Origin of the sequence: Scytonema sp. HK-05, assembly GCF_963872035.1 — a bacterium.
In the GTDB taxonomy this organism is placed as follows: Bacteria; Cyanobacteriota; Cyanobacteriia; order Cyanobacteriales; family Nostocaceae; genus Kalymmatonema.
On record NZ_CAWMYC010000091.1, the window covers coordinates 19,054 to 32,643 of the forward strand.

The window sequence follows — 13,590 nt, forward strand, 5'->3', positions numbered from 1 at the left end:
CTTTAGACCCCAAAGGGGGTGCATCGGTTGGGTAGGGTAGTATCTCCCAAGATTCTTCCCTTTGCTCAGAATGACATATTATAACGCAACTTGTATTGGTAGAAATTACACCCAGATTTTTTGCAGATTAGCAAAAAAAAACCACATACATATATTATGTGGTTTTTTGTACTTTGAAGAAATAGGGATAATCATCCTATTGGTAAGGGGTTTAAGAAACCGGACTTCTATACTTAGGTGTCTTTCCACAACATTCGCAATTCTCGCCGCTAAACGCGCTTCTCATTAACAAAATTGGGTATACCCAGTACTGAACAGGGGAAGTTAGAACCGAGCTGTTGGACTATCGGATGCTTGACGGAGTTACAGCCAAGTAATAGTAAATTTGCAGATTCTGATGCAACGACTTTCCTCAGTTCCTTGGCAATACAACCAAACCGAAGATGAGCTTTAAAAGAGCTTTTCCATTCCGCAGCCAGACAACTTGCTTGCCGCAGGATACTTTCTGCTTGTGCAAATCTATCTACCAATATTTCTTGTTGGTATGCTGCGTTAGCCTGCATTTTAGTTTGAGTGATGACACCTGTGTCAAACTCTCTTAAGGAGAAGCTTGTTGAACAGTGAGGAGGATTTAGTTCAGTTGCTCTGTGAGTTGCAAATTCCTCTTTTTGCAAGACTTCTGCACCATTACTACTTTGATTTTCCTCTATCACATAAACAACTTGAACTGTCACTTGCGCCTTTGTGGCTAAACGTGTTTGATGAGCAATTAACAAGGCAATATCTAACGCAGTATGACTGTTGGGAGAACTATTATAACCAACGATTAAATTGACCGATTTTGCAGATTGAGCCTGTGTAGAAAAAGGTGTCTCTGGTGTTGAGATTAACACCATTTGCTCAATTAAATCATCTCTTCCGATAGCGTTTTGCAGACGTACCAATATGGGCTTGAGATTCATAGCTTTATCTCTGTTTAAAGAAAAATTAACAAAAGGAATGACTAATTTGTAATTCATAATCCGTAATTGACTTGCTCATTAAAAATTACGAATTATGAATTAAGAAGTTTTTCGATTACTCGTCTTGGGTGAAATAGCGATCTAGGAAATTTAGGGCGTAGTTGCGGAGATCATAGTACTCTTTTGAGTTTCTCATGGCACTGCGATCGCGTGGATGAGGAAACGGTACTTCTAATATCTCCCCAATATTAGCCGCAGGTCCATTGGTCATCATAACAATGCGATCTGACATATAAATCGCTTCATCCACGTCGTGGGTAACCATCATGACCGCCTGTCGGTGATTTTCCCAGATATCCAACACTTGCCGCTGCAATTTACCCCGAGTGAGCGCATCTAACGCCCCAAAAGGTTCGTCCATCAGCAGCATTTTCGGGCGAATTGCTAATGCTCTAGCAATACCCACGCGCTGCTTCATACCGCCAGAAATTTCCTCAGGGTACTTATCAGCTGCTGCTGTTAAATTTACCATTGCCAGGTGTTCGTTCACAATGCTAATTTTTTCAGATCTATTGGCATCTTTTAGCACTTCATCTACCGCAAGCCGGATATTTTCCCGCACAGTTAACCAAGGTAACAGCGAATAGTGTTGAAACACCATCATCCGCTCAGCCCCTGGTTTACGAATTTCTTTGCCATCTAACCGCACTGATCCAGAAGTCGCTTTTTCTAAGCCAGCGACAATCTTTAAAAGTGTGGATTTACCGCAACCAGAGTGACCAATAACAGAAATATATTCATCTTCGCCCACTGTTAAGTTGACATTATCTAGGACGACAAATTCACCCCCATCAGGTTTTGTATATGACTTGAATAAATTTTCAATCTCCAGAAATCCAGTGGTGGGAGGTGAAGCCTTATCATAGGCATCTCTTGAGAACGAGGTAGATTTCATTTGACACTCCTGCAATTAGTCATTCACAAGCATACAAAGAACAAATGGCAAAGAACGGTGAATACAATGTTATTGATTCTGCCGATGCTAGGACATAAAGAAAGATTTGGGAGCGTTGGCTCTAATCTCAAAACTCTTGAGATACCCCGCTGGATCACTGGGGTCAAAAGCTTTTTTATCGATAAATAGTTCAGCTTGTTCTAGCTTGTAATCTTCTTTTGGAGATTCAATTCCCATTTCAGCGGCAATTTCGCGGTACAAGTCAGTTCGCCAAGCTTTACGCGCCAATTCTTCAGCATTTTTGGGAATTCCTTTAATTTGTCCCCACCGAGCCGACTGAGTCATTAACCAAATACTTTGAGATTGCCACAGAAAGGTTGAATGATCATTTAGCTGTTTGACAAGATTAGCTGGTTTCTCAAAAAAGATTGTTGTATCCGTCGATTTCACAAGCCGTTTTTTGTCATCAAAACCGCCGTAATTGTATTCGCCGACAATCGCTGGTTTTGTTAATTTGAGTTTTGCTCCTGTAAACGACTTATTCGTGATAATTTTAGCCACTTCCTCCCGGTTTTTTGGGTCACCACAATATCGGCAAGCTTCTATCATTGCCTTGACTAAAGAGCGATAGGTTTTGGGATTTTCTTTGATGAAAGACTCCATGACGCCTAGAAGTCTGTCTGGGTGTCCTTCCCAGATTTCCCTACCCTGAGCGAAAGTAAAGCCAATTCCATCATTGCCAGTAATTGCTCGTGTATTCCAAGGTTCTGCCACCATATAACCTTGCATCGCCCCAATCCGCATATTCACTACCATCTGTGGTGGTGGGACGATAATGATGCGAAATTCTTTGTCAGGAGCAACTCCAGCAGCAGCAGATAAGTAGCGGATAAAGTATTCATAAATTGCCGAACTGAGCACCACTGCCCAAACTCGTTGCTCGGTTGGTAATTTTTCAAAGTAATTGCGAAAATCTCGCCCAAACTCTTCCAAATTACCGTTATAGTCTCGCCAAGGACGCAACCCAGACTGCCACATTGCCTTATTCATCGTCATGGCGTTACCGTGACGGTGAATTGTCATTGCTGCACACAGGGGAGCATGACGTGCGCCTTCTGCACCTGTTCTAGCATTCGTCACCGCACCACTGACGACCGGCGAAGCATCGAGGCGACCAAAAATGATGCCGTCACGAGACGTACCCCAGCTGGCTTCACGACTGAGGGTGACATTCAAACCATACTTGCGGAAAAATCCTTTCTCCCACGCTACGGCAAAGGGAGCGCAGTCATTTACGGGGACATACCCTACTGTAATGTTAGGTTTTTCTAGTGTCTTGGGGTCTACAACTGGTTCTACCGCCAACGCCGCTTGTGATATTCCTTTAGGCGCACGGTTAGCATTAATGGCACAAGAAGAAAGTCCAGTTGCAAATGCCGTTGCTCCCAGCCCTTTGATTAAGTCTCGTCGCGTCCAGTTATTTGTGTTATTGTCACTCATGAAAAAGCTCCTGCGGCGGCGAAATCACTGAACAAATTAACCAAGAAGGCGCACAAGTTACAGCGCTTTGCATCTAAATGGAGTACACCCCTCCCCAACCCTCCCCATGAATCGGGGAGGGTGCGCGACAGCGCGGGTGGGGTATCTTTGTACTTCACCAACTTGCAATCTGCTGTATTTGTTGAAGCTGTCACACATTTGATTTGTGTACCGTTCTAGCAGGTAGGCTCCTTACTAAAAAGTGAGTTTTTTATTTGAATTTAGAATCGCTTATCCCCCTCGCCGTGGGCTATTCGCTAGCTATTCAAAAAAGTCAGATTTCCCGAAATGAAACGGCACTTTGCTCTGTAACTAACCCGGATTACAGGTGGTGAGGTGTCGCGTACACTGGGTTCATGCACTCACATCTGAATTATTGAGTGTTGACAAGCTAATTTGAAGTTGCTGGGCGACGAGTGACGAAAGCTTGTATTTTACCTATAGCGTAATCAAGGAATAGCCCTGTTAAGCCAATCACCAGCACGGCTAGAAAAACCGAATTGAGGTTCAGGCGGCTCCATTCATCCCAGACGAAAAAGCCAATTCCAACACCGCCTGTGAGCATTTCTACAGCGACGATAACTAGCCAAGCAATTCCTAAACTAATCCGCAAACCTGTAAAAATGTAAGGCAAACTTGCGGGCCAGATGATTTTTGTAATTCTTCGCCAACGGGGCATTTCCAGAACTCGTGCCACATCTATATAATCTTTGGGAACACTGGAAACTCCCAACGCTGTGTTAATGATTGTGGGCCACAAAGAGGTGATGAAAATCACAAATATTGCCGATGGATCTGCCAAATTAAAGATTGCCAAGGCAATAGGAAGCCATGCTAAAGGCGATACTGGCTTGAAGATTTGAATGACGGGATTAAGAACCATCAGTGCTGTTTTGGACATCCCAATCAGAAAACCAACAGGAATCGCAACAAGAGCGCCTAGCCCAAAGCCTATTAATACCCGTCGGATACTTGCTATTAATAGCCAGCCAATACCCAAATTACCTGGTCCTCTTTGGAAAAATGGGTTGAGGATGTAATCTAAATTTGCTGCCAGCGCCTCAGGAGGGGTGGGCATCAATTCATGGTTGGCAAGGGCAATAATCCACCATATAACAATGACGCCCAAAAAACCAACCAAAGGCAGCAAGAAAGCATCCCGTACAACAATGGGTTTAGCACGTTTCCAAGCTGTTTGACCAGCAACCGCCAAAATGGCAGCTACATTCAGTTGAAATATCATTTATGACCTCAACAGACTCAAGCTCAGGTACAAGTAATCCGAGCAGTACCAGCCAAGGATACTGATGAGATCAGAACATTATACTAATGCTGTCTCTTCAGTCTCCTCTCATTGCCTACGAAGTTAGCTGACGGGCTAGGGCTGAGAGATGCCCCTCTCTTAGAAGAAGGAAGAAACAAAAAGCAAGAAAGATACAATGATTATTTGTTCTTCACTCTTGTTCTTCTATGAGATACGCCCCATACTTTGGTTCCTCCGCTCCAACTTACGCTTCGGCGATTCATTGGATTAGGCTGACTTACTCTTAATTATTATTTTCGATCAATGTAACATCGGTACACAGTACCGTCAAGCCACCTTAGGATATACTTTTTTGGACTTAAAAACAAGTATCTTATTGAGGTCATTCATCCATATTAAGATACATAAAGATTCATTAAAAATTATATATTTTTATATTGAGTCATTACATAGTTTTAAGAAGCAAATGTAACACCCCTCTATAGAAATGATAAAACATTTTTCTCTGGTTGTATTTTTATCCACCCATAAGTGATGAAAGATTTTAGTCAATTGCTGCGAGATAAAACTCAGACGATTCTAGAACAGTGGGTGGAAGCTGTTCGTCGGGATAAAAAGATTTCCAGCACCAATAATCTATCCCACACAGCTATTGAAAATCATCTTAGCCATGTCCTCTCGGCGCTGGCAAGTGTGCTTTCTCAATATCAAGATGATGAAATCCAACCCTTAGTTCAAGCGAGTTTGCATCATGGTACTCTCAGGGCTGAGCAAGGTTTCGACGCGGCAGAAATTGCCCGAGAGTATCGTCTGTTGCGTGATGTCATATTTGTTACTTTAGAGCCGGAATTAGTGCAAGCATCAGCACTAGAAGTGATGCGAGCCGTACGTTTGATTGATATAGTTTTGGATGAGGCGATCGCCTGCTGTTTCCAAACCTACACTGAACAGCGATTAGCAGAACTAGAGCAGTTGCAAAATCAGTTGAGCCTCAACAATCAAGAACTGACTCGCTTGGTACGGGCGAATCAAGACAATTTATCGATTCTGGCACACGAACTCAAAAGCCCTTTAACTTCAATTATTGGCTACTCTGATTTGTTTTTGCGCCTCCAACGCCAACAATCGAACGAGAAAGACACTATAACTCATTTAGAACACGTTGAACGTGTGCTACGCTCTGGAAGACAATTACTCCACCTGATTAACGATGCACTGGAGATTTCCCGGTGTGATGCAGGACAGATGAAACTGCAGCCAGAACCAACCAATGTGCATGAATTAATCACAAATGTCTATGAAATGTTCCAGCCTTTAGCTGATAATAAAAATTTACAAATGGGAGTTGATTGCGATCGCGCTCCTGAAAAAGTTGTAACAGACCCGTTAAGATTGCAGCAAATCGTAACAAATCTTGTTAGCAATGCGATTCGCTACACAGAGTCAGGAACTATAAAAATTAAGTGTGAAACCTTGGGCATTGACAAGTGGACTATTATAGTTTGCGACACTGGAATTGGGATTGAGCCAGAAGACCAAGCCCTAATTTTTGAACCCTACTTTCGCATTGCTTCTGGTACTAAGTCCTTCCTTCCCGATAGTACTGGCTTGGGCTTGGCAATAGTTTCACGGCTAGTGCAACTCTTGTCAGGTGAAATTAGTTTAGTCTCCGAGATGGGAGTCGGTTCTACTTTCACGGTAACTTTGCCGTTAGAAGTGGAAATGTGAAGTGGAGTACACAACCCAAATTGCTAGTTAACATCAGTTGCGCGACATGGTAGGTGTACAAAGTTTTAGCTTAATCCGACACAAGCCCCACACCTGAGCTGTAGGGCAGTGTGGGCGAGGGTCTTACACGTAAAAAATTTGCCAGCCTTGGGTTTGTTAATCTGTCGGCTTCGCACTTGGGACAAGAAAAAGTCGAGCCTTTGTTTTGTTGATTTTTCGCGGAAGACGGGTACTCGTTGTAATAAGGCTCGACTTTTTCCCAGTCGGAACCCTCCTCGTCGGTTACTCGTAGTAATAAGGCTGGCAAATTTTCCCCTAGCTTCTAGCTATGGGGTTTGCACAACACTAGAGAACCCTGACTCTAGCCAGCGCATCTTCAGCCGCGGCTTTTTCAGCATCTTTTTTACTGCGCCCCTTGCCTTGTCCATACTCTTTGTCTCCCACAAATACTTTCGCGATGAATTCCGGCGCGTGAGAAGAACCACCTGCTTGAACTGTGACATACTTGGGGGGTGTTTGGGTGATGTTGCGTTGTACCCATTCCTGAAAACGATTTTTGGAGTCTACATTTGAGCGAAACTGCACAATACTTTCAGGTACAGAATCAAACAGCGGTTCGACAACAGCACGAACTGCTTCGATATTATAATTGTTGTCTAGGTAGTAAGCGGCAATGACTGCTTCAAAGGTGCTGCTGAGCAAATTGGGATTTTGGAAACCTCCTTCTAAAGTTGCTCCTTTACCCAAGCGCATCCTGAAGTCTAAGCCAACCTCAATTGCAAACTTTGCCAGTTGCTTTTCATCTACAAGTGCAGAACGCCGACGGGTTAATTCATCTTCTCCTTTTTCCGGGTGACGACGATAGAGGTATTCGCCACTTAAAAAAGTCAGTAAAGCATCACCAAGAAACTCTAAGCGCTCGTTGTGTTCTCCTTCTTGGGGGTTTTCGTGGACATAGGAACGATGCGTCAGCGCACGGCGTAAAAGAGAACTGTCCTGAAAGCCTTGTTGTTTAATGATTTCAGCCAATTTCTCCTTTGCAAACGGGGCTTTTTCAGCTTGTTTGGGGCTGAGAATTGCTAAAACTTCTTGCTTTTGCTGCTGTGCAACATTTACCTCTGGTGCAGAGATAGCCTTGAGAAGTCGAGCGATCGTGTCGATCGCGCGATAGGTGTCCTCTGTTAAAAAGCGAGATTGATGCGTCCAAGTCTTGCTGGTTTCAATGAGTTCAGCGACTAAAGCACGTTCGGTATAACCTAGTTTTTTGCTGAATACCTGATCCCATTGCTTAATGATTAGTGTTAATAAAACAGAAATATTATCGCCCAGAATGTCTTCCGCCTCAGGCTTGGAGGTTTCGTCATTAGACATATATGAAGTGGCGATTGTTAGCCAACCCTCACCATAGACTTTTTGCATCTCCCTTTTTACATAGGGGTATAAACCCTGATTTAAAAGAGTTAAACCCCTGCCAATTCGTTCATGGTTGCTAACAGCCATCGTAGTATTTAAAGTAACATTTTTCTAAGTAATCATTTAAGGCACTTTATTAAGATGCCAGAAATTGGTACTGTCAAAGCTTGAGCAGGACAGATTTACTATTTTAACCATTGCTAATTTCATAACAAGCTTGGTTCGGGGGGTTTGGCAGATAAGAAGATTAAGCAAGAATTTTCTAAATTTAACTTGACCTATGCTTAACATCCCACCCTATCAGCAGGTTCAAGAACGGGAATCAAGATGTTGTTAGATGGTCAGCTTTCGTTTTCTTACTCTTCCTGACCTATTTTAACGAATGAGCATGAATGACTAGCTGTACGCGGTGTAAAGCTGAAGCAGGTTACTGTAGGTGATTGAGTCATAGATGCAACGCCCCTTCCCTCGGAGACGCTGCACGCCGAAACGGCACGTCCGTAGGGCTTACGAAACGCACTCGCCTTCGGGTACAAAGAACAGGGCGGGGCTTCCTTACAATCACATGAGCAACGCTCACATGAACCGCTCAGGTGTAGAAAACACAGAGGAACAAACAAGAGAGAGGGTTGTGTGAAGCTGTATACTAGTGATAGTCGTTTTTATTTCCATATCTAATTTCATCAAACTGCTATCTTGTAAAAAGAGGCTACACCAAGTTTAAAAAAAATTAGAATGGTAAGATTATCTCAGTTTTTCTTATTAGTAATTATATATTTTTGCCTAACTTTTAATACACCTGCGTTTGCAGATAAATTTATGAATCAAGAAGATATTCGTGTATTGATTGAAAAAGCTAGAGATGCTTGGGTAGCTCAAGATGCTGATGCTCTTGCCCAGTTGTTTACGCCAGACGGTGAACTTATAGTGCCTGGGAAACGTTGGCAGGGGCAAGAGAAAATAAGGGAAGAAGTAACCCAATTTGCTGAGCAATATTCAAATGTGAAAATCAATATCCAGCGGATGATTATTGAGGGAAGCCAGGCGGTAGTGGAATGGTATTACGAAGATACTGAAAAAGCTTCAGGTCACCGCAATAAAGCAGACGATGTTATAGTTGTTGATTTCAAAGAGAGTCGAATTAGCCGTTGGCGTGAATATATTGACACAAAAACACCAGATAAGTAGGTCGGTACAAATAAAGTTAACGAGTTTCGGCAGTCCGACGTCATTAGTCATTGGGAGGCAGTGCGGTGGACGGGTTCCCCGGCATAAAGGAGCCAGCCGCGTGGGCGGCTCTGCCGACTTGAGCGGACTGGCGTCACCTGCCGTTCATTAGTAAGGGTTTTAGAGGCTTTTACATTTCTTAACATAGTTTGGTTTATTTCTACCTATCTACTTAGCATCTAGCAGTCTAAAAATAGAACTGACAAAATTCTTACTTTAGTCTGAGATTAAACTCGAACTGTGGAATGACTTGTTAGAAGCTTTCGGTTTGCTAATCTAAAAATTGAGAATAAGTAGCACTGGATGGGGGTTATATCGCTGTGACCCATTGTTGCACATAGAAGGAGAGCGGCGTCACATGTGCGAAGAGTGCAAATAGTTGACATTGACGATGTGGAGTTTTTGTCGCTTCCTCCACTTTGTTATCACCAAGGGAAGGCTAAACCCTTCTTCAAAGCGGTCTAAGGTGATAATCGTCAGATGTTCATCGCATAGTAAGTTTCTATAAGATATATAGCGCCTCAGATCAATTTTGAACTGAGGCGATTCAATTGTGAAGTATTGACCCTACAAACAAAATAATCCCTAGCTCTACTAGGGAAGGTGTAAATTGACAATCTCTGTCCTAAAGGAGCAGAGATTCTTAAGACATCGCTGTCTTAATATCCTGATTTTTCAGGTTCCCAGGCTCACCCTTCGGGTTCACCAGTCCCCTACGGCGGGAAACCCGCCTTCAGGGCTGGATTCACCACCTTTGCACACACGGTGCGTAGTGATATCTCCTCAAAGTTATTTCGGGCGTCTACTTTCACGAGCGTCCGGGAGTAGGTTTTAACGTCTTGTACTGACGCAAATATTTTAGGATATTTGACCTAAGCCTAAAGGCTTTCATCCAGCTTTCATCCTTGGGCACCCATCCACAAGGTTTTCAGCCAGCCATCCTTAGAAATCCGCAATTGATGATAATTGGTAACTAAGTTACTCGTCACAAATTACGAATTACCTTTTCTTTCTGATGGTATTGATAACTGCACCTGTTGCTGCACCTTCAGCTGCACTACCAAGCGTATCTCCACCACCGTTGATAATACCATCAGTTACTGCGCCGGCGGCGGCACCTACTCCAACATCTTGAATGATGTTGCGATTTTGTCTTTCTCTACGAGTGCCTCTAAGACCATTAGCACCATTAACAGCAGCACCAGCACCAGCACCCTTAATAGCACCCCTTATCACATTACGTCCTCTGATGACGCCTGAGACAGCACCAACACCTGCTCCAATACCTACATCCTCAAGGATCTTATCATCAGCAGAGGCAGGTTGAGCTGGAAACAAGCTCACACCAGCTAAAGAAGCAGCCAACAGGCTGGGCATAAATGCGCGTTTCAAAATTTTGTTCATAGTTTTACCTTCTCAAGACATTAAACGACTAGAGAAAAGTTGAAGTTGTTCCACTTTTTTTACCTTTTCTCTAGTCTAGACAACAGGAAAGTTTTTGTGGATGAAAACGTTTTCATGATTACCGTACCTTTTATTCAGAATGCCTGAATCCATTCTTTGATAGAGTATTCGGTCCAGATGCCATTTTGCCAGTAGGGATCAGCTTCAACTAACTGGCGCACAGTAGCTTCGTCTTCGGCTTCGTAAATACCAAAAACTTTAGTGACATCTTTGGTAGGACCAATAGTAATCAACACACCGGATTCTTTCTGTTTCGCTAATCCGTCTAGGTGCGCTTGACGGTAAGGGGCGCGTTTTTCCAGAACGTCTTCGCAGTAAGTTCCCCACAATACGTATTTAGGCATGGTTCTATGCAATTTAAAGTTCAAAATTCAAACAAAAGAAATAAGACATAAGAGAGAAGAAAGAGCAAAAAATTTCTTCATTTTTCTCTCTTCACTCTTATGTTTTAACTCCTGAGGCTAACACCAAATTTCTCCACGAGGGCTTCGCGGACTTTGTTGTGTACTGGTTCAACTTCGTTATCGGTGAGGGTGCGATCGCTTGCCCGATAAATCAAACGGAATGCTAAACTCCGCTGTCCTTGGGGCACGTTCTCACCGCGATATTCATCAAACAATTCCACAGACTCTAGCAAATCTTTGCCTGCTTTGGTAATTGCTTTTTCAATTTCAGCAACGGTCACTTTCACAGGTGCGAAGAAAGCAAGATCTCGGTCTGCCGCTGGATAAGTGGAGTAAGGCTTGAATTGCGGTACTAAAATTTCATCTTCGTCCAGATAATTCAAAAGCACATCTAGATCCAACTGGAACACGTAGACTGAATCTGGTAAGCCTTTTTCTTGTCGCAGTTGCGGGTGCAGTTGCCCAAAGATACCAAGGCTGTTACCCCGTACCCACAGGGAAGCGGTACGTCCTGGGTGCAAGCGAGAATCTCTGCGATCGCTTTGGTATTCCACTTGCAAGCCAAGTTGTTGAAAGACACTTTCTAGAATACCTTTGGCTTCAAACCAGGTCATAGGTTGCTCGCGATCGCTTCTTGTCCACTTGCTGTTGGAAGTATCGCCTCCCATAATCCCAGCAATGGCTTCTGCTTCTTGCAAACCTTCTTCATGCCAGAAAATCCGCCCAATGTCAAAGCCGTTCAGCGAACCATTGCCTTGTTCTAAATTGTATTGAAACGCATCAATCAACCCTGATATCAAATCGGTTCGCAATGCAGAATATTCGACAAACAATGGGTTTGCCAGGACGATTTGTCTGTCTTCCCCTGGTTTTACCAAGGAATAGTGTATTAATTCTGTCAATCCTTCCGCCCGTAGCGATGCTCGTAACTTGCGTATCAGTTCTTGCTCAAGGGGCAAATAACCTGCTTCTGACTTTTCTGGTAGGGTATCGTAAAATTTATCGTAGCCGTAGAGACGGGCAATTTCTTCAATTAAGTCTATTTCCCGTTCTAAGTCGCGGTAACGATACGGAGGTACAGAAACCGTCCACGTACGATCATCTATGGGAGTCACCTGACATCCGAGTGCTGTCAGGATGCGTTCAACATCTTCGCCTTGGATTTCTCCTGTTTGCTCTCCCAAATCGATTGGTCCGAGAACCTGATTCACTCGGTCTAAACGCAGTTCAATCGAATGTGTCCAAGTCGAGGGGTCAGGACGGGAGTCGCCAATTTCCTGTGTGGCTATAGTTCCAAAAGCCAGTTCGCTGATCAGTGATAAAGCGCGGCGTGTGGCGACTTCCAACTCAGCGCGGTTCACTCCCCGTTCGTATCTCCCAGACGCCTCGCTTCTTAAGCCTACGCTACGGGAAGAACGGCGAATTGCCACAGAATCAAACAGCGCAGCTTCTAATACCAAGTTTTGAGTACCATCATGCACTTCGGTTTCTTCACCACCCATGACTCCCGCTAGCGCCACAGGTTTATTATTGGCGGTGATTAAGAGATTTTGGGTAGATAGAGTGCGAGTTTGTCCATCGAGGGTTTTGAGAGTTTCCCCAGCATTGGCGAAGCGGACACCGATTGTCAGACTGTCACTACCAGCAACCGATTGTAGGCGATCGCGGTCAAAAGCGTGCAGCGGCTGTCCCCATTCCAACAAAACGTAGTTCGTGATATCCACGACATTATTTATCGGTCGCACTCCAGCAGCACGCAGGCGCTGTTGCACCCACTCAGGTGATGGTGCAATTTTTACTTCGTCAATTACTGTGCCAATGTATGCTGGGCAAGCTTGCGTATCAGAGATTTTTAAAGCTAAAGGAAACGTTTCTCGAGACGTACCAGGCGTCTGTTCACCTGGTTTGGGAAGCGTCAGCTTTGCCCCTGTCAGGGCTGCGACTTCCCGCGCTATGCCAACCATACTCAAAGCGTCAGCACGGTTAGCAGTCGCAGTCACGTCTAAAATGACATCATCTAAACCCAAGAGTGGACGGACATCACTACCAACTTGCAAGTTCTCTTGCGTAAAAATATGAATTCCGTCAACATCGCTAGGTAAACCCAGTTCCTTCAGCGAACAAATCATCCCCTGAGACGGAACACCTCGTAGTTTCGCAGGTTTGATTTTTAAATCAATGTTTGGTAAGTAAGTACCTACGGTTGCTACTGGAACATAGAGATCTGCCCGGACATTGGAAGCACCACAGACAATATTTAAAGTTTCACCCGTGGCGATATCGACTTGGCAAACACTCAACTTGTCAGCGTTGGGGTGGGGTTGGCGTTCAAGCACTTTCCCCACAACAACGCCCGCAGCCCAAGTGCGGCGATCTTCAATATCTTCCACCTCAAACCCAGCTAATGTCAGTGTTTCTGCTAGTTCTTCTGGGCTAAGTTTCAACTCTACTAGTTCTTGCAACCATTTTAGTGAGATACGCATGAAGTGTGTTGCCTTGTCTGAAATCTAAGCTAAATAATAATGCACAGACTATTCTAGAACTATTCCACCAAGTTCCTCACGCATTGGGACAAGGTCTTCATTTGCAGACACCAAGCTTGCGATGGTACTTAAGCAAAAATTCAGAACTATG

Annotated in this window: 10 protein-coding genes, 1 pseudogene and 1 riboswitch; of the genes and pseudogenes, 2 read left to right on the forward strand and 9 right to left on the reverse strand. The window is 44.0% G+C overall.

Annotated features, from left to right (window positions below):
• Positions 1-269: 269 nt before the first annotated feature.
• The 4 genes from AACT52_RS11750 to ntrB all read right to left on the reverse strand — a co-directional run bounded on the left by AACT52_RS11750 (position 270) and on the right by ntrB (position 4,699).
• Entirely contained in the window at positions 270-962 is a 693-nt protein-coding gene (locus AACT52_RS11750) for a universal stress family protein (RefSeq protein WP_073631193.1), read from the reverse strand.
• Between the two features lie 115 nt (positions 963-1,077).
• Positions 1,078-1,917 (reverse strand): ABC transporter ATP-binding protein, encoded by an 840-nt coding sequence (locus AACT52_RS11755; protein WP_073631059.1) that lies wholly within the window; start codon positions 1,915-1,917, stop codon positions 1,078-1,080.
• Positions 1,918-2,004: 87 nt separating this feature from the next.
• Positions 2,005-3,417, reverse strand: a complete 1,413-nt coding sequence (locus tag AACT52_RS11760; RefSeq protein ID WP_073631061.1) for an ABC transporter substrate-binding protein — start codon at positions 3,415-3,417, stop codon at positions 2,005-2,007.
• A 430-nt stretch (positions 3,418-3,847) separates the two neighbouring features.
• Entirely contained in the window at positions 3,848-4,699 is an 852-nt protein-coding gene (gene ntrB, locus AACT52_RS11765) for a nitrate ABC transporter permease (RefSeq protein WP_073631065.1), read from the reverse strand.
• Positions 4,700-4,796: 97 nt separating this feature from the next.
• A riboswitch (cyclic di-AMP (ydaO/yuaA leader) is annotated at positions 4,797-4,987 on the reverse strand.
• A gap of 267 nt (positions 4,988-5,254) precedes the next feature.
• Between ntrB and AACT52_RS11770 the strand changes: the two genes are divergently transcribed.
• Positions 5,255-6,448, forward strand: a complete 1,194-nt coding sequence (locus AACT52_RS11770; protein ID WP_073631066.1) for a sensor histidine kinase — start codon at positions 5,255-5,257, stop codon at positions 6,446-6,448.
• A gap of 345 nt (positions 6,449-6,793) precedes the next feature.
• Here the strand turns inward: AACT52_RS11770 and rnc are convergent, their stop codons facing one another.
• Together rnc and AACT52_RS11780 are read right to left on the reverse strand one after the other, a co-directional pair.
• Entirely contained in the window at positions 6,794-7,468 is a 675-nt protein-coding gene (gene rnc / locus AACT52_RS11775; protein WP_073631195.1) for a ribonuclease III, read from the reverse strand.
• Positions 7,469-7,585: 117 nt separating this feature from the next.
• Positions 7,586-7,948 (reverse strand): annotated as a pseudogene (locus tag AACT52_RS11780) (Swt1 family HEPN domain-containing protein); the annotation flags it as partial.
• Positions 7,949-8,596: 648 nt separating this feature from the next.
• On the opposite strand from AACT52_RS11780, the gene AACT52_RS11785 reads away from it, so the two are divergent.
• Entirely contained in the window at positions 8,597-9,049 is a 453-nt protein-coding gene (locus AACT52_RS11785) for a nuclear transport factor 2 family protein (protein WP_233153920.1), read from the forward strand.
• Between the two features lie 1,038 nt (positions 9,050-10,087).
• Here the strand turns inward: AACT52_RS11785 and AACT52_RS11790 are convergent.
• The 3 genes from AACT52_RS11790 to pheT all read right to left on the reverse strand — a co-directional run bounded on the left by AACT52_RS11790 (position 10,088) and on the right by pheT (position 13,439).
• Entirely contained in the window at positions 10,088-10,492 is a 405-nt protein-coding gene (locus AACT52_RS11790; protein WP_073631071.1) for a hypothetical protein, read from the reverse strand.
• A gap of 134 nt (positions 10,493-10,626) precedes the next feature.
• A complete protein-coding gene (locus AACT52_RS11795; protein ID WP_041032143.1) occupies positions 10,627-10,896 on the reverse strand; it encodes a YciI family protein in 270 nt (89 codons plus the stop codon).
• A 104-nt stretch (positions 10,897-11,000) separates the two neighbouring features.
• Positions 11,001-13,439 (reverse strand): phenylalanine--tRNA ligase subunit beta, encoded by a 2,439-nt coding sequence (gene pheT / locus AACT52_RS11800; RefSeq protein ID WP_073631072.1) that lies wholly within the window; start codon positions 13,437-13,439, stop codon positions 11,001-11,003.
• Between the last annotated feature and the right edge of the window lie 151 nt (positions 13,440-13,590).